This window comes from Pseudomonas sp. NPDC087358, assembly GCF_044900785.1.
Classification (GTDB): domain Bacteria; phylum Pseudomonadota; class Gammaproteobacteria; order Pseudomonadales; family Pseudomonadaceae; genus Aquipseudomonas.
In genome coordinates this window covers 257,307-279,657 of sequence record NZ_JBJDOA010000003.1, presented here as the reverse complement: position 1 = coordinate 279,657, position 22,351 = coordinate 257,307, and the positions used below count along the sequence as shown (strand labels likewise).

Annotated in this window: 15 protein-coding genes; 7 read left to right on the top strand and 8 right to left on the bottom strand. The window is 62.9% G+C overall.

The genetic code is table 11. The annotated features are described in order from the left end of the window. Nucleotides 1-36: 36 nt before the first annotated feature. From ACI2KS_RS08045 to ACI2KS_RS08020, 6 genes are all read left to right on the top strand, one after another. Nucleotides 37-1,527, top strand: a complete 1,491-nt coding sequence (locus ACI2KS_RS08045; RefSeq protein ID WP_404618894.1) for an aldehyde dehydrogenase — start codon at nt 37-39, stop codon at nt 1,525-1,527. Between the two features lie 185 nt (nt 1,528-1,712). Further along, nucleotides 1,713-3,113: a purine-cytosine permease family protein gene (locus ACI2KS_RS08040; RefSeq protein WP_404618892.1), complete on the top strand. Its 1,401-nt coding sequence runs from the start codon at nt 1,713-1,715 to the stop codon at nt 3,111-3,113. After that, on the top strand, nt 3,110-4,744 hold the full coding sequence (locus ACI2KS_RS08035; protein ID WP_404618890.1) for a GMC family oxidoreductase: 1,635 nt from the start codon (nt 3,110-3,112) through the stop codon (nt 4,742-4,744). Before ACI2KS_RS08040 ends, ACI2KS_RS08035 begins: the two co-directional genes overlap by 4 nt. A gap of 489 nt (nt 4,745-5,233) precedes the next feature. Then, entirely contained in the window at nt 5,234-6,220 is a 987-nt protein-coding gene (locus ACI2KS_RS08030) for an ABC transporter substrate-binding protein (RefSeq protein WP_404618888.1), read from the top strand. A 14-nt stretch (nt 6,221-6,234) separates the two neighbouring features. Continuing rightward, nucleotides 6,235-7,038: an ABC transporter permease gene (locus ACI2KS_RS08025; protein WP_404618886.1), complete on the top strand. Its 804-nt coding sequence runs from the start codon at nt 6,235-6,237 to the stop codon at nt 7,036-7,038. Then, the gene (locus ACI2KS_RS08020; protein ID WP_404618884.1) at nt 7,026-7,871 is read left to right on the top strand and encodes an ABC transporter ATP-binding protein; all 846 of its coding nucleotides are present in this window, start codon (nt 7,026-7,028) and stop codon (nt 7,869-7,871) included. Before ACI2KS_RS08025 ends, ACI2KS_RS08020 begins: the two co-directional genes overlap by 13 nt. Nucleotides 7,872-7,976: 105 nt before the next feature. On the opposite strand, the gene ACI2KS_RS08015 is transcribed toward ACI2KS_RS08020, so the two are convergent. After that, nucleotides 7,977-8,906, bottom strand: a complete 930-nt coding sequence (locus ACI2KS_RS08015; protein ID WP_404618882.1) for a LysR substrate-binding domain-containing protein — start codon at nt 8,904-8,906, stop codon at nt 7,977-7,979. A 137-nt stretch (nt 8,907-9,043) separates the two neighbouring features. Between ACI2KS_RS08015 and ACI2KS_RS08010 the strand changes: the two genes are divergently transcribed. After that, nucleotides 9,044-10,171, top strand: coding sequence for an alkene reductase (locus tag ACI2KS_RS08010; protein WP_404618880.1), 1,128 nt, complete (start codon nt 9,044-9,046; stop codon nt 10,169-10,171). A gap of 98 nt (nt 10,172-10,269) precedes the next feature. Here the strand turns inward: ACI2KS_RS08010 and ACI2KS_RS08005 are convergent, their stop codons facing one another. From ACI2KS_RS08005 to wecB, 7 genes are all read right to left on the bottom strand, one after another. After that, nucleotides 10,270-11,004 (bottom strand): GntR family transcriptional regulator, encoded by a 735-nt coding sequence (locus tag ACI2KS_RS08005; protein WP_404618878.1) that lies wholly within the window; start codon nt 11,002-11,004, stop codon nt 10,270-10,272. Between the two features lie 96 nt (nt 11,005-11,100). Beyond that, entirely contained in the window at nt 11,101-12,915 is a 1,815-nt protein-coding gene (gene atzF / locus ACI2KS_RS08000) for an allophanate hydrolase (protein ID WP_404618876.1), read from the bottom strand. 356 nt (nt 12,916-13,271) lie between these two features. Next, complete coding sequence (locus ACI2KS_RS07995) at nt 13,272-14,117, bottom strand: hypothetical protein (RefSeq protein ID WP_404619488.1); 846 nt, start codon at nt 14,115-14,117, stop codon at nt 13,272-13,274. Between the two features lie 23 nt (nt 14,118-14,140). Then, a complete protein-coding gene (locus tag ACI2KS_RS07990) occupies nt 14,141-16,072 on the bottom strand; it encodes a tetratricopeptide repeat protein (protein WP_404619486.1) in 1,932 nt (643 codons plus the stop codon). Nucleotides 16,073-16,128: 56 nt separating this feature from the next. After that, complete coding sequence (locus ACI2KS_RS07985; protein ID WP_404618874.1) at nt 16,129-18,249, bottom strand: glycosyl transferase family protein; 2,121 nt, start codon at nt 18,247-18,249, stop codon at nt 16,129-16,131. Between the two features lie 10 nt (nt 18,250-18,259). Further along, nucleotides 18,260-20,476: a hypothetical protein gene (locus ACI2KS_RS07980; protein WP_404618872.1), complete on the bottom strand. Its 2,217-nt coding sequence runs from the start codon at nt 20,474-20,476 to the stop codon at nt 18,260-18,262. A gap of 153 nt (nt 20,477-20,629) precedes the next feature. Next, nucleotides 20,630-21,862: a non-hydrolyzing UDP-N-acetylglucosamine 2-epimerase gene (gene wecB, locus ACI2KS_RS07975; protein WP_404618870.1), complete on the bottom strand. Its 1,233-nt coding sequence runs from the start codon at nt 21,860-21,862 to the stop codon at nt 20,630-20,632. Nucleotides 21,863-22,351 lie beyond the last annotated feature (489 nt).

The following is a 22,351-nucleotide window of genomic DNA, read 5'->3' as shown; positions in this document are numbered from 1 at the left end:
GACATAGCCCCCTTGGCGGCTATCTAGGAGTGTGCAGTGACGGACCTGAAAAGCTGGCAACGCCTGGCTGAAGACCAACGTTTGATCGACACAGCCTGCATTGACGGCAAGCGCCATCCGGCCCGCAGCGGCGAAACCTTCGCCGTGATCAATCCGGCCACCAATACTCTGCTGGCCAATGTCAGCGCCTGCTCGGACGTCGATATCGATCTGGCGGTGCGTGCCGCTCGCCACAGTTTCGAAAACGGCCCGTGGCCGCGCATGCAACCCAGAGCACGCAAAGCCATCTTGCTGCGTCTGTCCGAGCTGATCCTCGCCCACCGCGAAGAGCTGGCCCTGCTCGACTCCCTGAGCATGGGCAAGCCGGTGATGGATGCCTACAGCATTGATGTCCCGGGTGCCGCCCAGGTGTTCGCCTGGTATGCCGAGAGCCTGGACAAACTCTATGACCAGGTCGCGCCCACCGGTCCCGGCACGCTGGCGACCATCACCCGCGTGCCGCTGGGCGTCATCGCCGCGGTGGTGCCATGGAACTTCCCGCTGGACATGGCCGCCTGGAAGCTCGCCCCGGCCCTGGCCGCTGGCAACAGCGTGATCCTCAAGCCCGCCGAACAATCGCCGTTTTCAGCGCTGCGCCTGGCCGAACTGGCGCTGGAGGCTGGCGTGCCCGAAGGCGTGTTCAACGTGGTCACAGGCCTCGGCGAACAGGCTGGACGTGCCTTGGGCCTGCACCCGGATGTGGACGCGCTGGCGTTCACCGGCTCGACTCAGGTCGGCAAGTGCTTCATGCACTACGCGGCGCAGTCGAACCTCAAGCAGGTGTGGCTGGAATGCGGCGGCAAAAGCCCGAATCTGGTATTCGCCGACTGCCAGGACCTGGATCTGGCGGCGGAAAAAGCCGCTTTCGGGATCTTTTTCAATCAGGGCGAAGTGTGCTCGGCCAACTCGCGGCTGCTGGTGCAGCGCTCGATTCACGATGAGTTCGTCGAGCGTTTGATCGACAAGGCCCGGCACTGGCAACCCGGTGATCCACTGGATCCGGCGAGCAAGATGGGGGCAATCGTCGATGCCCGCCAGGCGGCGCGGGTGATGGACTGCATCGGCCAGGCCAGCAGCGCCGGAGCGCGCCTCGTGGCAGGTGGTGATCGCGTGAGCATCAACGGCTCGAACAATTTCATTCAGCCGACCCTGTTCACCCACGTCACGCCAGACATGCGCCTGTCCCGCGAGGAAGTGTTCGGGCCGGTGCTGGCCATCACCGCGTTCGACACCGAGGAGCAGGCGGTGCAGATGGCCAACGACCACATCTATGGCCTGGCCGCCTCGCTGTGGACTGACGATCTGAACCGCGCCCACCGCGTGGCCAGCCGCTTGAACGCCGGAACCGTCTCGGTCAACACCGTCGATGCGCTGGACGTCAGCGTGCCGTTTGGCGGCGGCAAGCAATCGGGTTTCGGCCGCGACCTGTCGCTGCACTCCTTCGACAAATACACCCAGCTGAAGACCACCTGGTTTCAGTTGCGCTGAGGCGTTGGCACAGAACTTGAGCGTGCCCTCGAAAACCCGAACCTGTAGCCGTCCGGCTTGCCGGCGGTGACGTCCTTGAAAAGGCTGCCGCCGGCAAGCCGGACGGCTCCAGAAGTTTGCGACGCGCATCAGCAGAACATTCATGCCCCGGCGTTTTTGCCCGGGCGCAACCTGAGTAACCGACCATGAATAACAACGACTCCAGAGCGGCAACCCTTGAACTGAGCACCATCCAGCCGATTGCCGCCGATCAGCGCCACGGCCGGGCGCGCGATCTGTTCACCATCTGGTTCGGCTCCAACATCATGTTGCTGACCGTGGTCACCGGCGCGCTGGCGGTGACGGTGTTCAAGCTGCCATTCATGGCGGCCATGGTCGCGCTGATCCTGGGTAACCTGATCGGCGGCATCTTCATGGCCCTGCATTCGGCGCAAGGGCCGCAGCTGGGCGTGCCGCAGATGGTCCAGACCCGCGGCCAGTTCGGCTCCTACGGCTCGCTGCTGGTGGTCGCGCTGGTGGTGATCATGTACCTGGGCTTCTTCGCCTCCAATCTGGTACTCGGCGGGCAGTCGCTGCACAGCCGCTACCCCCTGTTCAGCACCAATCAGGGCATCGTTCTGGTGGGGCTGATCAGCGTCGTGGCAACGGTGTTCGGTTATCGTCTGATCCACGCCTACACCCGGGTGATGTCCTACCTGTCCGGGGCCATCCTGCTGCTGTGCTTCGTCTGGATCATCGCCGTGCACGGGCTGCCGGCGGACTTCATGCAGCGCAACCAGATGAACCTGGCGGGCTTTCTCGGCACGCTGTCGATTGCCGCGCTCTGGCAACTGGCGTATGCACCCTATGTCTCGGACTACTCGCGCTACATGCCGGCCGAGACCGGCGGCAAGGCGGCGTTCTGGTCGAGCTACTGGGGCTGCTGTCTGGGTTCGATCCTGCCGATGGCGCTGGGGGTGGTGGTCGGCCTGAGCGTCGAAGGCGACATCATTGCCGGGCTGATCGAAATGACCGGCAGCATCGCCACCCTGGTGGTCGCGGTGTTCTCTATCGGCATCGCTGCCACCAATGCCATGAACCTGTACTGCGGCACGCTCTCGGCGATCACAGTCGGTCAGACCCTGGTGCCGAAATGGTCGGCTGGTGCCCTCTCGCGCGCCATCACCGCGCTGCTGCTGTTCGCGATCTCTCTGACCCTGGCACTGCTGGGTCAGGACGACTTCATGGCCAATTACACCAACTTCATTCTGCTGTTGCTCTATGTGCTGGTGCCGTGGACCGCGATCAACCTGGTGGATTACTACCTGGTGGCCCACGGCAGCTATGACGTGGCTTCGTTTTTCCGCCGCGACGGTGGCATCTACGGCTATTTCAACTGGACCGCCGTGGGCTGCTACGTGCTAGGCATTCTGGTGCAGATTCCGTTCATGGCCACCGAGTTGTATACCGGAGTGATCGCCAAGGCCATGGGCGGTGCCGACATTTCGTGGATCGTCGGCCTGGTGGTGATCTCGCCGATCTACTACCTGGCCAGCCGGCGTCGCAGCCGCAAGCATTCGCTGAGCCCGGTGGGGAGGAACGCATGAAAACCGATTACGACTACATCATCGTCGGTGCCGGTTCGTCCGGTTGCGTGCTGGCCAACCGCTTGAGCGCGGACCCGTCGGTCAGCGTGTGCCTGATCGAAGCCGGCAGCCACGACAACAACCTGCGCATCCAGACGCCGGCCGGGACCATCACCCTGTACAAGAGCAAGCAATACAGCTGGAATTTCTTCTCCGCGCCGCAGAGCAACCTCAATGGCCGAAGTCTGCATACGCCACGGGGCAAGGTGCTGGGCGGCTCAAGTTCGATGAACAGCATGATCTACATTCGTGGCCATGCCAGCGACTACGATCGCTGGGCCCAGGCCGGTTGTGCAGGCTGGGACTGGAACAGCGTGCTGCCGTATTTCAAGAAATCCGAAAACAATCGCCTCGGCCAGGATCCGCGCCTGCATGGCAGCGGCGGCGAGCTGAACGTCGAAGCAGCGCGTGATCCCAATCCGGTCTCGCAGCTGTTCGTCAAGGCGGCGCAACGGATCGGTATCGGCCGTAACGACGACTTCAACGGCGCGCAGCTCGAAGGCTGTGGGATCTACAACCTGACGCAGAAAGACGCCAGGCGACTGTCCAGCTACCGCGCCTTTGTGGCACCCGTGATCGAGCGCTGCAACCTTACGGTGATCAGCGACTGCATAGTGCAATCGCTGATCCTCGAACAGGCCGTGGCCAAGGGTGTGAGGGTGATATCGCAGGGGCAGCAGACCTCCCTCACGGCGCGCCGCGAAGTGATTCTGTCGGCGGGTTCACTGGGCAGCCCTGCCCTGCTGATGGCGTCTGGCATCGGCCCGGCGAACGAGCTCAAAGACGCCGGGATCAAGGTTGAACACGACCTGCCTGGGGTCGGCAAGAACCTGCAGGACCACCTCGACGGGCTGATCACGGTGCGCTCGAAAAGTCCCCTGACCCTGGGGTTTTCCCTGGGCTCGCTGCCGAGCATTCTGCTGTCGCCGCTGCGCTATGTGTTCGGCAAAAAAGGCTGGCTGACCACCAACTACGTCGAGGCCGGCGGTTTTGCCCGCACCCCGCTGGCGGGCGCATTGCCGGATGTGCAGTTTCATTTCGTGCCGGGGTATCGCAGCCATCGCGGCCGGTTGTTCGAGTGGGGCCACGGCTATGCAGTGCACACCTGCGTGTTGCGCCCCGCGAGCATCGGCGAGATACGGCTTGATCGGGACGGCAAAGCGGTGATCGACTTCAACTTTCTCTCGGATCCGGAGGACGCCAAGGTACTGATCGAGGGCTTGAAACTGGCGCGTCGGATCCTCGCCGATCAGCAGTTCGATAGCATTCGCGGCGAGGAGATGCTGCCGGGCAAGGCGGTGCAGACCGATGAGCAACTGATGACCTACGTGCGCGAGTACGCAGCCACGGTGTTCCACCCGGTAGGCACCTGCAAGATGGGCATCGACCGAATGAGCGTCGTTGGCCCTGACCTCAAAGTGCACGGCGTGCAGGGCTTGCGCGTGGTCGACGCTTCGATCATGCCGACCTTGATCAGCGGCAACACCAATGCGCCATGCATCATGATCGGGGAGAAGGCAGCTGAGATGATTGTGCGTGGTGATCCGCCAAAGGTCGAGAGGAGTATCCCGGACCACGCCACAGCCAGTTGAAGCAGTTCAATCCGCTTCTGCCTGGAGAGCATGGGACCTGATTCTGCTTCTGCCCAGAGGGGTGGGCGTCCAGCTTACTGTCGATCTGGTGCGAAGCAGCAGTAAAAACCGGATACCTCGCAGTGTCAGGTAAATCGCGTCGGCTGATGTTGCTGCCGGTACCCGGCAGATCGTCAGCGGACTCCTACGCCCTCGGGAAGAATCAAGAGCGGACCATAACGCCTCACGAAAACGCCGCACCCCTGCACCGGGAAGCGGCGTTTTTATTGCGCCTGCCCCAGCTTCGAACACCATTTCCCAGCCCAGTTTTTTCCTCATCAGCGACCACATATTTACTCATTTTCCTGCGCCTCGACATCGGCCAACATCAACCCCGCCCCACAGAGGCACAAGGTCCGTCAGAGGCCACCAGCGGTATGAGTTTTTGGCGTCTAGCCCCACTGCCCCGAGACATATTCGAACTAAAAAACCACCATCCGGGAGTGTTCCATGATCAAGTCTTTCGTATCACGCGGCGTGTGTCCGCTGGCCCTGACTGCAATCGCTACCCTGTTCGCCAGCGGCGCCCAGGCCGGCACGCTGTCTATCGGGCATACCACCTGGGTGGGTTACGGCACCCTGTACCTGGCCAGGGACCTGGGCTATTTCAAGGAACAGGGCCTGACCGTCGAACTGACCGCCATCGAAGAAGCCTCGATGTACATGGCAGCGCAGGCGTCGGGCAAGTTGTCCGGTTCGGCCTCAACCCTCGATGAAATCCTCAAGTACCGCCCGCAATTCTGCTTCAGGGCAGTTGCGGCGCTCGATGAAAGCTACGGCGGCGACGGTGTGCTGGTGGGCAAGGATGTCAACAGCCTGCAGGACCTCAAAGGCAAGTCCGTTGCGGTCAACGAAGGTTCGGTCTCGCAATTCTGGCTCAACTATCTGCTCAAGAACGCCGGCATGAAGATGAGCGACCTGACCATCCAGAACATGACCGCCGACGAGGCCGCCACCGCCTTCATCGCCGGGCGCGTGCCGGCTGCCGTGACGTGGGAGCCGCACCTGACCACCGTGCGCAACAAGCAACAAGGCAAGGTGCTGGTCGACAGCAGCTCGACACCGGGGGTGATCGTCGATGCCGTGGCCCTGAACTGCGATGTGATCGAAAAGCAACCGGCTGACGTCAAGGCACTGGTCGCAGGCTTGTACAAGGCCGTGCAGTACACCAAGGAGCACCCGAAAGAGGCCTACGCGATCATGGCCAAGGGCGTCGGTGGCTATCTGGCCGACCCGACCGAACTGGCGGCTGCGGCCAAGGGCGTGCGCTTCTACGATCAGGCCATGAGCGAAAAACTGCTGGGCAGCAACGGCAGCATCGGCGACGCCGCAGCGGTCATCAAGCTGGGCAACGAGACCGCCAGCGAGTTGCAGGGCAAGCCGTACAACGTCAGCTACAACGACCTGATCGACAACCGTTTCGTCAGCCCGAAATAACCCAGGAGCACGTCATGTCCAAGCGCAACTCGTGGCTGAACCGTTGCCTTACGCCCAAGACCAGCCTGCCGATCCAGGTGATCTGGAGTGCCAGCGGCCTGGCCTGGGCCTTGTTGATCGGCCTGTGGGCTTTTCTCTCTTACGGCGGCGTGGTCCCGGCGATGTTCCTGCCGACACCGGGCGCGGTGTTCGATGCAGCGATGCGCCTGGCCCGTGACGGCACCCTGGGCCCGCACGTCTGGGCCAGTCTCGAAGTGGTGATGGTCGGCTTTGTGATCTCGTCGGTGGTGGCGGTGCCCATCGGTTTGCTGATGGGCAGCTTCCGGGTGGTCCAGGCGTTTCTCGAACCACTGGTCAACTTCATCCGCTACCTGCCGGTGACCTCGTTCGTGCCGCTGTTCATTTTGTGGATCGGCATCGGTCTGGAGCAACGCGTGTCGATCATCATCTTCGGCGTGTTCTTTCAGCAACTGGTGATGATCGCCGACGTGTCCAAGGGCATTTCCAAGGACCTGATCAACGCCTCCTACACCCTGGGCTCCAGCCGCACCGATGCCGTGCTGCATGTGATCGCGCCGGCTTCGTTGCCGGGTGTACTGGACACCCTGCGCGTGACCATGGGCTGGGCCTGGACCTATCTGGTGGTGGCCGAACTGGTCGCCGCCTCCAGCGGCCTGGGCTACCTGAGCCTCAAGGCGATGCGCGGGTTTCAGGTCGACGTGATTTTCCTGGCGATCGCGGTCATCGGCCTGTTGGGCCTGATCACCGACCAACTGTTCAGATTTCTTCGCTTGAAGGTGGCCGCATGGGCTCAGTAACCGCAAGTTCGGCAACCTCACTCAGAATGGCGCCAGTCATGGCACCGGCCGCCGCCACCGCCACGCCGCGCCTGCGGGTGGACAACGTCACGCTGCAGTACAAGACACCGTCGGGCAGCACGTTCACTGCGCTGGACAAGGTTTCGTTCGAGGTCCCCGACCAGCAGTTCGCCGTCCTGGTCGGCCCCTCGGGCTGCGGCAAATCCAGCCTGTTGTACCTGACCGCAGGCCTGGCCGAGCCCACCTCCGGCGACATCTACGTCGGCGGCAAGCAGGTCGATGGGCCCGGTGCCGATCGCGGCATGGTGTTTCAGGGCTACACGCTGTTCCCCTGGCTGACCGTGCGCAAGAACATCGAATTCGGCCTCAAGCGCCGTGGCATGCCGGCGGCCGAGCGCAAGGACATCGTCGAGTTCTACCTCAACGAGGTGGGTCTGCACCGCTTTGCCGACAACTATTCCAGGCAGCTGTCCGGCGGCATGATGCAACGCGTGGCGATTGCCCGGGCATTGGCCAACGACCCGCAGATCCTGCTGATGGACGAGCCCTTCGGCGCGCTGGACAGCCAGACCCGATTGCAGATGCAGCAACTGCTGCTCAAGGTCTGGGAACACAGCAAGAAGACCGTGCTGTTCGTCACCCATGACATCGACGAGGCCATCCTTCTGGGCGACCGGATCTTCGTCATGGGCGCCCGCCCCGGCCGGATCAAGGAGGTGCTCGACGTGCCCATCGGTCGCCCGCGCAACCTGGACATGGTCATGGACCCGGAATTCATCCGCATGAAGCGCAGCATCTTTCATCTGCTGCATGACGGGCCTGAGGAGCATTGACCTGTAGCAGCACGGCTTGCCGGCGGTAGCGATTTCAAGGGCGTCTGCGCCGGCAAGCCGGACTGCTGCAGGGGTATGTGCCGGACATGGGGGTCGGCGGGCGCCCTACCCTTCCAGATCGTCCCAATACGGTGGCGAGCCGATCGCCTGTACAAAGTAATCCCACACCGCCCGGGTCTTCTGTGAACGCAGGCGGTTTTCCGGGGACAGCAGGTAAATCTGGCTCTGCACCTGCTCGACCGACCCACCCCATTGCGGCAACAACCGCACCAGACGGTGATCGGCAAAGCTGGCTTTGCTGAACAGCCAGGACGGGAAAAACACGATACCCCTGCCCGCCAATGCCGCCTCCACCAGCACCTGCGCATTGTTGCTGCGCAGCGGGCCGTCGACGTCGATGATGTGCAACGGGCCGCCCTCGGGGTCGCGAAAATGCCAACGCTGCGCGCCGCCTGACCCCTTGTAGACCAGACAAGAATGATCGCGCAGGTCATCCGGGGTCTTCGGTTCGCCATGTTTTTTCAGGTAGGCGGGACTTGCACACAGCACGTGTTGCTGATCGCAGATTTTGCGTCCGATCAGGCCCGAGTCCTGCAAATGCCCGACCCGGAATGTGATGTCGGCGCCCTCCTGTACCGGGTCGATGAATGCATCGGTGACGGTCAGCTCGACGGTCAGCTGCGGGTACTTTTCGTATAGGCCGTCGAGCAGCCTGACGATGTGCAGATTGCCCAGGGCAACAGGCGCATTGATCCGCACCAGGCCACCAATTCCCGCGCCCTTGCCGGTGACCTTCTCGTGTGCGGCGTCCAGCAATTCGAGCACTTCGCGGATCTGCACGTAATAGCGTTCGCCGGCTTCGGTGAGCTTTACAGCGCGGGTGTTGCGATACAGCAGTTGTTGGCCGACCTCGCGCTCCAGTGCTGCGATGAAGCGCGACACCGACGAAGCCGGCACCTGAAAATGCCGCGCCGTGGCGGAAAAACTGCCGGTCACGGCCACCATGGCGAAGAACCTGTGGGCCTTGAGATGCATCGAAAGTGCCTCGTCTTGATTGCGCTTATCGCAATAGTATTTTGCCAATTGCCCGCATTGTGGCTGTTTTAGCAAGCTCCTACCATGGCGCCATCGTTTACCCAGAGACCGCCACCTGCGGTCGGAGCGCTATACCCATGATCGATCTGTTTGAACAATACGACCTCAAGGGCCTGACCCTGAGCAACCGCTTCGTCATGGCGCCGATGACCCGTTCACGCGCACCGCAAGACATCGCCACCGCGCAGATCGCGCTGCATTACACGCAACGCGCAACTGCCGGCCTGATCGTTTCCGAGGGCACGCCCATCTCCCGCGAAGGCCAGGGCTACCTGTTCAACCCGGGTATTTTCACCCAGGAGCAGGTCAAGGGCTGGAAGCTGGTGACCGACTCGGTGCGCAGCGTTGGCGGCAGCATGTTCGCTCAACTCTGGCATGTGGGCCGCGTGTCCCATACCTCGATTCAACTGGACGGCAAGGCGCCGGTCAGCTCCACCGGAAAACCGGCCCAGGGCGCAATCGCCTTTGGCTATACCGAGAGCGGTGAGCCCGGGTTCGTGCCGACTTCTACCCCTCGCCCCCTGAGCACCGAGGAAGTCGGCCGGGTCGTCGAAGACTTCGCCCAGGCGGCGCAGAACGCGGTGGACGCAGGCTTCGACGGCGTGGAAATTCATGGCGCCAACGGTTATCTGATCGAGCAGTTCCTGAACCCGCTGGTCAACGACCGCACTGATCGCTACTCGGCGAAGGATCTGCAGGACCGCCTGCGTTTTGTGTTCGAGGTGGTTGACGCGGTCAGCGCGCGAATTGGCGCGAACCGGGTGGGCATTCGCATTTCCCCGTACGGGCAACTGTTCGATATGCCCATTTATCCTGAGATCGACGAGACCTACTCGGCCCTCTGCGCGGGCATGAGCGAGCGTGGGATTGCCTACGTCCACGTCATGGATCAGTCGCACTTCTTCCTCGCAGGCGAAGACTCCGCTGCCCAGGAACAGGCCCTGCGCACATTGCTGACCCACTGCAAGGCGCAACTGGGCCAGACCGCATTGATTCTGGCCGGTGACATGACCCTGGAACGCGCCCAGGACCTGGTGGACGCAGGCCTGATCGATCTGGCTGCGTTCGGCCAGCCGTTCATCGCCAACCCGGATCTGGTAGCACGCCTGAAAAACGCCTGGCCGTTGACCCCGCCCGATCGCGACACGTACTACGGTGGCGATGCCAAAGGCTACGTTGACTACCCGCCGTACGCGGCAGCCTGACCTGGCGCGAGATGTTCAAACCATCGCGTCATTGGTAGCAGTCCGGCTTGCCGGCGGTAGCGTTCACCCAAGCGCTACCGCCGGCGAGCCGGACTGCTTCAGGGGACGCTTAACTTCGATGGTGGTTTCAGCTGACTGCGCTGGCGCGCCACATGCAGCATGTGCAGAGTAATCTTGCGTACCTCTTGTTTGCTGATTTCGATATGGCTTCTGAGCATTTGCTGGGCCGGTTCGATGCGACGCTGAAGGATGGCGCTGAGGATCTGGGCGTGCTCGGCGTAGGTCGCTTCGATACGCGGCGTCTGGGTGAAGTCCAGGCGACGGATGATGCGAATCTTCTCGGTGATTTCCAGGTGCATGCGGGCCATCTCGCTATTGCCTGCCGCTTCGACCAGGGCGCAATGGAAACGCTCGTCCAGCGCCGACACCCGCGCCGCATCCAGCAAGCGCTCGGTCGGGGTGACCAGCCACGTACGTTTCAGCTCATCCACGATCGGATTGCGCTCAAGGTCTATCTGCCCCAGGCGCGCCACGGCCGCGCTTTCAAGGACGATGCGCACGTCGTAGAGCTCCTCGAAGTAACTGAAGTCAAACGCCCTGACCTGCCAGCCACTGCGGAAATACACCTGCAGGTAACCCTCCCGTTCCAGCCGATACAGCGCCTGACGCACCGGCGTGCGGCTGGCCTGCACACGTTCGGCCACCTCGTTCTCGCTGAAGCGGTCGCCGGGCAACAGGCGGAATTCGAAGATGTCGTCCTTGAGCTGCTGGTAGATGCGCTCGGCCAAGTTGTCCGGGCGCGCTTTGGGCGTTTGCGTCTTGGCAATCTGCATGGTTCTGTCCAGCGAGTAGTCGGGAAATGACGCAGTCCTGTGGCCGTCCGGCCGGGCAACAACAGCCGTACTGCTACAGAGGGTTCAGCCGGTCGATCAGGTTTTTTTCAGGCTGGCGATGTAGGCTCGCCAGCCGCCGAAGCCGGTGATGTCCAACGCATCGCTCAGCGCCCAGGGTTCGCAGATAAAGCCCTTCACGCTGCGGCCGTCCGCCAGCTTGAGGTTGCCAATGCCCAGCGGCGCGGGGATTTCGGCGACGAACTCGCCGAAACGGGCCAGCGGGATATCCCACAACTCGACGATGATCGACTGGCCATTTTCGGCCTTCGCCAGCCCGGGTTTCGGCGGCACGGTACCGGGCAGTGCATAAAGCCGGTAGCTGCTCTCGGTCAGGGTCTGCTCGACCCACACCGCGTCGCGGCCGGTCAGCTGGACGTTCAGCGGCATGCCGGTCAGGTGCGCGCCCACTACGGCAACGCGGACACTGCCCTGCGGCGTCTGTGCCGCCGATGCTGCTGGTAACGGGCCACCGGTTGCGCCCATCGGCAGGCCCAGATGCGCTTGCCAGCGCTTGCCAAATCCGGCCAGCGCCGTGTCATGCCAGGCGGGCGCGATCAGGGTGATGCCCGCAGGCAAGCCATCGGCGCGCAGCCCCGCCGGCAATGCCAGCGCCGACAGATCCGCCAGGTTGGTGAAGTTGGTGTAGAAGCCGAACTGCGAGTTGTACAGCACCGGCTCCTGCGCCATTTCAGCGAGGGTACGGATCGTCGCCGAGGTGGGCACGACCAGCGCGTCAAAATCTGCCAGTGCCTCATTGATCTGCCGACTCAGCGTCGCGCGCAAGTACTCGGCTGTGTAGGCATCACAGGCGCTGTAGGCATAGCCGTTTTCGACAATGCCGCGCACCACCGGATTGATCGCATCCGGATTGGACGCAAGCATCGACGCCAGGGCAACAGTACGTTCAGCCACCCAGGAGCCGTAATACAGCTGTTCGGCCAGCGCTTGAAACGGGGTGAAGTCGATGCGGGTGAGTTCGGCGCCCATTTGGCCGAGGGTCAGCAGCGCCTGCTCATAGACCGCCTGATTCTGCGTATCGCCAAAAAACTCCAGGGTCGCGGGCACGGCGAGCTTCAGGCCTCTGCTGAAACCGACCGGTGCGCTATTGGGATTGCGCCGCGAGTAAGCGTCGCGGGGGTCATAACCTTCGGCGACGCCGGCCACGCATTCGGCGTCCTCGACCGTCAGGGCAAAAATCGAAATGCAGTCCACCGTGCGACAGGCGGGCACCAGCCCGGTATTGGACAGGCGGCCCTTGGTCGGTTTCAAGCCCACAATGTTGTTAAAACCGGCAGGTACGCGACCGGAACCTGCCGTGTCAGTCCCCAGGGAAAACGCCACCAGGCCGCGCGCGACCACCGATGCCGAACCGGAACTGGAACCCCCGCTCACGTAGTCGGCATTGAAGCTGTTAGGCACCGCGCCGTAAGGCGAACGCGTGCCGACCAGTCCGGTGGCGAACTGATCGAGATTGGTCTTGCCCATCAGGATCGCACCGGCGGCCCGCAGGCGCGCCACCACGCTCGCATCCTCGTTGGCGGTATAGGCGAATTCCGCGCAGCCGGCGGTGGTCAGCCATTGCGCGGCATCGATATTGTCCTTGATGGCGAACGGCACGCCATACAGCGGCAGTTTGCCAATCTCGCCGCCTGCGGCCTCCAGGCGGCCGGCCAACTCCGCCAGCTGCGCGCTGAGCTGTGCCGCGCTGACCAGCGAGATCCACGCGGGGTCCGTCGCCGGATAGACCTTGAGCAGCGTGAGCAAGCTGTCCGGGGTCAATTCGCCGCTCTGGTAAGCAGCAAGCCACTGGGTCACGGTCCGGCCAAACAGGGGGTGTTGAGGGTTCTGCATCACGGATTCCATCTTGTATCCAAGTTTGAATCCATTCAAAGCAATAGCTGAGCCATAGCGCTGCAGAGCTTGATAACCGGGGGTGTTGACGGGCATACAGGGAATGATGACGGCAACACATGCCCCTTGGCGGGTCACGCCTGCAAACTTTTGGTGCCAAGGAAGACTAAAGATGAACGCACCCAGCTTCTGCCAAAAGCCGGCTCCTACAGTGGGTTCGGGGTAGGCCGCAAGAATTGATCGCGGCGCGTTTTGTGTTGGGGTGACGCGCAGCGTCGGGAGGCGCATTCCCACGCGGAGCGTGGGAACGATCATGCCTCGCTCTGAGCTCTGAGCCCGAGTCAGCTTCCTGCGCGTTACTTCAACAACCCCTCCACCACCTCCGGCGTCACGTAGTGCGGGCCGTCGAACAGGTACAGCGGGTACCCCGAGTACGCCGCAAGCTGGGGTTTCAACTCTTCAGCGGTGGCGGAACGAAAGCCACCACCGACTTGCGGACGAAACGCTTCGACGATGATTTTTACCCGGTTGGCGCCAAGCGTTTTGCGCAGCGCATCGGCATAGGTACGTGCCACCGGCGCTGTGCGGGCATAGACTCCGACGCCGTCCTGGAAGAACACGCCGATGTCATCCGGCAACCAGGATTCTAGCCAGTCGGCCGTGGCCTGGGGGCCAATGTTGGCGCCGTCGTAAACGCTGATCCACAGCGGCCTTGGCAGTCTGGCGAGCAGCGCCGGTAGCTCTTTGGCGCGGCTCCAGCTGGGGTCGACTTCCGCCGGGAAATACCACCCGGTAACGTTGAGCGGCGTCTTCACCGCGGCCATGCGCTCGGACAACGCCGCCAGTTCCTCGATGTTGTCCCGCGAGCGGTTTTCGCTGAAATAACCGGCCAGGCCGACAATCGCCTCCTGCGCCCACGGCTCTTTGGCGATGCGGGCCCAGTCGGGCAGGACCGGCACCTGGGGCACGCCAGAAGCGGCCACGAACGCCTGCCCGTCCACTGCCGTCCATTGCACCAGCAGTTGATGCACCCCCAGCTTCTGCCACTGGCCCTCGATACCCACCGTGGCGTTGTCCGGCTGCCAGACGATGCCGACGACGTTCGGCCGCAGGCTGTGGCCCAACTCGTACAACGCCTCGACCGCCAGCCCCAGGGCGCCCATCAGCAGCGCAGCCAGCGAGACTCTGAGCAGCGACGACATCTGCGGTTTATTCAATGCATCCCTCACCACGAATAGGTCATGCGCGCGAACACGCCCTGGGCGCTGTCATCGCCGAACACCTTCTCGCGGTATTGCACGGAGAAGTCGATATAGGATTGTGGCGCCTTGTGCCGGGTTTCGCGGAACCAGTAGCGCACGCCGATCCCCACCCCGGCGCCACCGGCGCTGTCGGAGGATGTGTGGTTACGGCCCATGGCATCGACCTGGCTGTGCATTTTCGAGTCGTAATCGGCGGCGGCAACGATATGCGGAAAGATCACCAACCGCCGGCTGACCCGATCCAGGCGAATGCTGCGACCCAATTGCCACTCGCTGTTGAAGTAATTGCGCTTGTCCTGCAGGTAGCGCCCGCCTTCGGCATAGAACTGCGAAGTCCACCAGCTCGGCACATCCACCCGCAGGTCGGTGCCGATGCTCGAACCATAGCCCAGCCGCACCAGCCAGTCGCCTTTGACGCTGGAACCGGCCAGCGGGAAGGTGCGTTCAAAAGCCGCCATGACGTTGTATTCGGAGAACGGCTTGATGCGCGCACCGACCGCGCCTTGCAGGGCGTCCAGCCCCTTGTCGTTGCCGCTGTCCTTGTTCCACAGGGTGTCAGTGACTCGCCCGTACAGCTCGACGAAACGTGCATCGCGATAGCCGGCCGGGCGCCAGAACACCTCGGTGCTGTTCTGCACGCTGTCATTGCTGCTGCTCGGCGCGCCGCTCAAACCGTTGCTGGTGCTGGCGCCGCGATAAGTCGTGGTGTTGGTCACGCCCCATACCCGCGACAGATCGGACACCGCACGGCGAGTGTCGAACACCTGCTGGTCGGGCATCTGCAAATCGCCGGTCTGCTGGTAATCGAGCACCCGCTTGAAGTAAGCGATGGCTTGTACATCGTCGGGGCTGCGCATTGCCGTGTAGGCCGCATCCTGGACTTCTTTGGGCGCCAGACCGTTGTGCCGGTCCACACGCTTGAACACCGCAAGGGCGGCGCGATCATCGCCGGCCTGGCTGAGGAAATAGGCCATCTGCACTTCGTCGCCCGGCTGCAATTCACCGGCATCGCGAGCCTGTTGCAGACGCTCCATCGCCTCATGTGGCTGACCCATGGCAGCGTACAAGGACGCCTGTTCGCGCAGCGGCAGATTGCCCACGGCCAGGGCCTGGGCGAAGTCCTGCTGCGCGCCGCGCGAATCGCCCAGGCGCTGGCGCATCTGCCCGCGCTGGGCCAGCAAGGTGGCGTCATTACCCTTCAGCGCCAGCGCCTCGGTAGCCGCCGAACGCGCCTGGGCATATTGCTCCTGGGCGATCAATGCACTGACCAGCAAACGACGGTAGGCAATCTCGTTGGGGAAACGCCGGACCACATCACGGGCATAACTGACCGCTGCATCATTGTCGCCCCGCGCCAGGGCCTGGTAACCCTTGGCGGCGACCAGCACGGCCATCTGCTCATGGAGGGTCTGCAACCGGCGGCTCAAGGCCGGCTGCTGTCCGACCGCGTCGATGGCCTGATGGGTGGCGACCTCGGCTTCATCCAGGCGTTGCTGACGCTGCAAGGCTTCGATCAGCATCATGCGGTAATCGAGGTTGCCCGGCGCCTGGCTGATGGCCTTGCGGGCGAAGTCCGCCGAGCGCTGGTAGTCGCCGTTGGCGTAGGCGCGCAAGGCACGGCTGCCGTCCAGATAACCCGGCTTGCGCCGAGCGTCCGGGTAGCGCTCGGGGTGGTCACGGCGGTCCTTGTCGCGCTCAGCGAGGGTGATCAGCTTGCGCAGCCGGTCCACGTCGGCCCGCTGACGCAATGCCTCCTGAGCCTTGGCAATTGCCAGATCGTAGTCCTTGTCGTTGTAGGCGCTGTAGGCCTCATTGGCGATGACGAAGGCTGGCCCGGTCAACGGCAGAGGCAGGATTTGCGGCTGCGACTGCGCCTGACACAGCAACGGCAGCATCCCCAGGCTCAGACCCAGATTGAACCTGAGCCTGCGATGGCAAAACTGCGCAAGCTTCATGACGGTTGCTCCGTTCGATCATTCGATGAAGGGTGGCTGTGCTGGTACGCCACTGCCTGTTCGATGGTTTCACGCGACAGCACACCGCTGTCCACCAGGTAGTCGCCGATGCGGCCATGGACATGCGGACGGTAATGCAGCATGGCGCGGTCGAAGGTCTGCCGTTCCAGCAAGCCTTGATCGATCAGCAACTCACCCAGCAGCGGCGTGGCCGCAGGCAAGGGTTGACCGACGACGACTTGCAGCTGGCGCAACTGCGTGACGATTTCGCTTTCCCGCGCGATCAGCTGCACCGGTTCCACGCCCATCTGCTCGGTCAGTTGCAGCAATCCCTCTTCCGATAAAGGACTGGCCACAGCGACTTCCGGACGTCCCTGGATGTCCAGCGCCAGCGGCACCACGCGCCAGCGCAAACAGAACTCATCGGCCAGCACTGACGTCGGCTGCACCTTGGCCGCGACGTCGAACACCCGCGGCAGGTCGTTCTGGAAAGCGATGGCCTCGGCCAGGGTTTCGTCGTCGAGCCAGCCATGACTGAGCAGGATGCGACCCAGGGGCATCTGCCGGGTCTGTTGCTCGTCGAGCGCGATCTGCAGGTTTTCATCGTTGATGGCCTGCCACGACAACAGCACACTGCCCAGTTTGCGCGGCGCCCGCGCCACCAGATCGGTGGACGGGAAATCATGCATGGTCTTGTCCCAGACCAGTTTGCGATTGAGCAGCTTGCCCACCAGAAACAGGCGCCAGGCCCTGGCTGCGGCCATGAAGTTGACGAAGTTGCCAACGACCATCCGCGGCATCGACAACAGCCCGTGCTGCCAGCCGTAAATGATGGTGGTGAAGTAGCAACGGTGAGCCATGCGCCAGAGCAACGCCACACCGTTGGCCGCCAGCAGAAAACCGACCAGGCCACTGGTTTCGAAGGGCGTCGGGAAGCTGGTGTTCCACAGGCCGCTGGCACGCAGCACGATCAGCACCAGCAACTGGGCAAGAATCACGTAGGCGATGATGCTGACAAACGAGGTGACCACGCCCTTGCGGTCGCGGAACAACAGATAACGATTGGCCAGCGATCCGCTCCAGCCCATCTGCTCCCAGCCTTGCAGGCCGATGCCCAGGGTCCAGCGGGCTTTCTGACGGAAGGCGGTGCGAAAGGTATCGGGGAAGAACTCGCGCACGCATAACGGCATTTCCAGGGTCGACTCGTAGGGCGCGCGAAACCAGGACTTGCGCAGCACCCGGTACAGCACCGGGAAGCGCACGAAGATCGCACTCATGCCATAGCGGGCCAGACGCGCGCCGACGTCGTAATCCTCGGTCAGGCTGTCGGTGTTGAACGGCTGGTTGTTGGTCTCATCGGCCAGCACATGCAGGGCGCGGCGGGAGAAACAGGTGCCGACGCCGGCAGAGGGCACGCTGTCGGTCATGCTTTCGCGTACCACCAGGTCCTTGCCGTGCCACTCGGCGAACTCATCCATGTAGGTGCCTGCGACCCACTCGTACCAGTTGCGTTCCAGCGATACCACCGGCAGCTGGATCATGTCCTTGCGCGGCAGCAGGTAGTTGAACAGGCGCATTTCCAGCGGATGCAGCACGTCCTCGCTGTCGTGCAACACCACCCCGGCAAAGCTTACGCCATGGGTCTGCTCGTAGAGGAAAATCGCCTGGATCACCCAGTTCAGGCAGTCGGCCTTGCAGGTCGGGCCGGCGTGGGGCACCTCCACGCGATGCAGCTGCTTGTAACGACGGCGCATGCGCTCGACTTCATCGATGGTGCGCTGATCGTTGATGTAGGTGCCGACGAAAACCACGTAGTTCTGGTAGTCCAGGGTCGCCACCATGTTCTCGATCATCGGCGCGATGACGTCGTATTCCAGCCACGCCGGCACCATGATTGCCAACGGCTGCTCATCACGGGCCATCAGTTGCTCGGCGGTCAGCGGCCGATAGCGGCGCTCGGCAGTGAACTTGCGATACAGGCGCCGGGCCCAGTACCACAGGTCGATGAACAGATCGTCCACGCTGGACACCAGGATGATGGCCGCGACCACTATGGTCGCGACCTCCAGCGCGCTGTAGTAATGGGCCAGCCAGTAGGGCCAATAGAGCGAGGTCATCGCAGCGCCCTTACTGTCGGTTGCGACGGGCGCGACGGCCGGCCAGCAGCAGCAACAGAAAGGCGATCAGCGCTGCCGGAATCAGCCACAGCGCCGAGGGTTTGCGCCATGCATCCAGGCCCTTGGGCTCTTGGTCGTCGATCATTTGACTGCCCGTCGGATCCTTCGCGTCAAAGGTGGTCAGCGGCCCGTCGTCACCCAGAATGGTCACGTTGCCGCGCTCGAGCAGCACTGGCCGGCCGAAATTCGGCGCCTGGCCACCCAGGGTGCGATAGAGCATGCCATGCTGGCTGCCGGACTCGACCACTTGCAGGACCGCCAGATGGTTGAGCGACTTGAGGTCGAGCAGGGTCTGCTCCTTGTGATGAATCAGCAGCTGGCCCTGGTAGTCGACCTGCACCGACTCGTCGCTGCCCTTGACCGGTACCTCGAAGGCCAGAAACGGCTTATCGGGCGTCACTGCCACCTTGGCGTCGTCACTGACCTTAAGCTGCGCGCGCAACGGCGAAACACCACTGGCACTGGCGACCCGAATCAGCTGCGGCAGGCTGCTGGCCGGACGGTCGAGATAGCTCTGCGGGACCCACAAATCGGTGGCCGCTGCGAAACGCGCGGCCATGCCGGAGAAGTCATTGTCCAGTGCGGTCTTTTCCAGGGTCAGATGGCTGCTGGGCAGGATCGAGACCGGGAACGCCTGTGGGGTTTCCCGGCACAGGTCGCTGACCGGCTGACGCTGGAACGACACCCGCAAGGTATTTTGCGCGGCCAGTGCGTAGCGCGGGATACGTGCTTCGATGCGTTCTTTCTGGCCATTGGCATCCAGCTGCCGGGCGCCAATCAGGAAATCGTTGAGGAACAGGCTGGCCACCGGCGCGGTGCCCGAGGCGCCCGGTGCAGCGGCGACATCCACTGCGGCGCTGACCGGTACGCGGCCGTCATAGGCCATGCTGCCCAGCGCAAAGCTTGCGCTCCAGTCGGCCTTGGCCAGCACATCGATGCTGCCAGGCTGGCCGCCCAACCGCGTCAGGGCTACCCGCCCGTCTTCGCTGAGCGGCATGTTGGCTTCTTCACCCACGGTCAGCTGACGGCTGCGTGCCAGCTTGTTCCAGGCGGCGCTGAACAGACCGATGGCTTTGCCTGCGGCATCCTGATTGATCATCAGCACCGGGTGCGCGCCGAGCAGTGCCAGACGAACATTGTCGCTGCCGGTGGCGGTGATCGCCGCGTTGACATGGCGCTCACGCCATTGGGCAAATGCGCCGGCGGCGGCTGGATCGAGACTTTGCACCTGGCGTTGCAGGGCATCCAGCGAGTCGTTGATCGCCTTGAGCAACTGCGGATCACTGACCGCCATATCGGCATTCAGCGCGGGCGCCTGCCCGAGCATCAGCAGCGCACCGATCTGCGCCGGATCATCGAGCGTGCGCTGGCCTTTGCCGTCGAGGCTGGCGAAGGCCGGAATGGCCCTGAGTTCCGCCGGAATGCTCAAAGCCCCCAGGTCGATGCTGTCCTTGAGCGATGGAAACGGCACGATCCGCGCCTGCTTGCCGATACGCTCCAGGCCCACCCCCAGACGCCAGGCTGCGTCATAACTGGCGCCGGACAGCGGTCCGGGAGCGACCAGGATGCCCGGCTTGCCCGGCAAGGCATTCCAGGCGGCACCGACGTCCTGCAACTGGCTGGCATCGTAGCTGTAGCTCAGGCGGGTATGAGGATCGATGCGCAGCACGTTGCCGATGGCGCGGTCGTCCTCGCATTGCACCCGGGAGATGATCGACGACCAGCCAATGCCCAGTCGCACCGAACCGCTGTTTCGCGGCGCTTTGTCCACACCCAGCACGGCGCTGGCATCGCCCTCCCCCTCATTGAGCCCCAGCGCGCGCACCGGGTATCCGTCCAGAGACAGCAGCAGCGTGTTGCGCCCGGCTTCGCCGTTAAGGTAACTGGCGTCGAAATGCAGCGTGGCATCGGTCAAGGGCACATCGCCGGGGACCGGCAGGTACAACTCACGGCGGGCGTCGGTGGCATTGAGAATGATCGGGCGGTCGATCCCCAGGTCGCGCAATTCGACGACTCGCTGCTGGCGAGTGTCGGCATTCAGACGGCCGATAGCCTGGCTTAACGGGCTCTCGGCGGCGACCGCGAAGGCAGGGGCGACAGCCAGCAGGCTCAAGCCACAGGCAAGGGCGTGCAACGCCGCCGGGTGAACGGTAACGGAAGACTTCATTCAGGCAGTTCTCGATCAATACGAATGTGCGTGGGCGCCCGGCGAATGCACGGGCCGACAACGCCGGGCGTGTGCTCTCGCGGTTCAATCCGCTCCCACAGGGATCATCGGGCCGGGCCATGGCAATGGCCGGCCGGGTGGTCGGCGACGTCGCTAATGCAGACTGGAAACCGAACGCAGGTGCACGGGCGGGCGTTGCGCCTCGGCCGGCTCTGAACGTTTGCCGGGCAGCTGCACGACGAACTCATCCACCGGGCGGCCCATCAAGGCGTCGACGATACGTGCGCAGGCATTGCCGTCGCCGTAGGGGTTGGCCGATTGCGAGGCCATGCGCCACAACTGCTCGTCATCGAACAATGCACACACGCCACGCACGATGGCATCGGGATTGGTGCCCACCAGGCGCACGGTGCCCGCCGCAACGGCTTCGGGACGTTCGGTGACATCGCGCATCACCAGCACCGGCTTGCCCAGCGACGGGGCTTCTTCCTGTACGCCGCCGGAGTCGGTCAGCACCACATGGGCCAGTTGCATCAGGCGTACGAACGACAGGTAATCCAGGGGTTTGATCAGGTGCACGTTGGCCAGGTCACCCAGCTGTTCGGTCACCGGCCCCAGCACATTGGGGTTCAGGTGAACCGGGTAGACGATCTGTATGTCGTCGCGACTGGCCAGCGTGCGCAGCGCCTTGCAGATGTCGAGAAAGCCGTCGCCGAAATTCTCCCGGCGGTGGCCGGTGACCAGCAGCATCTTGCGCGCAGGGTCCAGAAAGCTGAACTGGCGGTCGAGCGCCACGCGCAACTGGCGGTTGCTGTCGATGCGCTCGGCGGTCATTTTCAGCGCGTCGATCACCGTATTGCCGGTGACGAACGAGGTGCCCTGCAACCGCTCGCCCAGCACGTTGCGGCGCGACTGCGCGGTGGGCGTGAACAGGTGATCGGAGATCAGATCGATGCTGCGCCGGTTCATCTCTTCCGGCCAGGGCTGGTGGATGTCACCCGTGCGCAGGCCGGCTTCGATATGCGCCACGGGAATGCGCCGATGGAACGCCGACATCGCGGCGACCATCGCCGAGGTGGTGTCGCCATGCACCAGCACCGTGTCTGGCTGGGCATGTTCGAGCACCGGGTCGATGGCTGCATACAGCGCAGCGGTCAGGGTATTGAGGGTCTGCCCCGGGGTCATCACATCGAGTGTGTAGTCGGCCTTGAGCTCGAACATGTCCAGCACCTGCTGCAACATGCTCTGATGCTGACCGGTGATGCAGATCTTCGAGTCGATCCCGGGCTCGGCGGCCAACGCCTTGACCAGTGGCGCCATCTTGATGGCTTCCGGTCGGGTACCGAAAATCGAAAGGACTTTAAGCCTGGAGTGTGCACGCGCCATTCATTCCTCCCGCGCATCGACATGCGCCGCTCGGCAGCGGCCTGAGGCCATAAACGGCTCAGATCACTGACAGGTAGTTTTTATCAACGGGTAGAAACAATCGCAGAGATAATTCGATATTCACTTCATTGTGAAACTAAGCCAGTCCTTATTACCCGGAACTGCGAGGATTATTAGCAGATAAAAAACGCATTGCAAAAGGTTTTATAGCGCTTTCAACAAGTTGATGTTTTTCAAAAACTTTTACACTAAAAGAGGGTCTGTACAAGATTTGCTTTCGCTTGTGACCGCCCGAAGGCCCCGTCCGCGTGGGCACGAGAGTGTGCCGCAGTGCACATGTCAGAGTAAAGCGTTGAACTTACAGTCATTAATGGCTGTCGCCGCCGAAGGGTTGTTAATGCATTAGTTAATTAGACGTTACTCTAGCAGTCGCTGAGAAACGGATCCAAAAAACCGACGAAGCTGCAATCGACATAAACAATCCTGTGC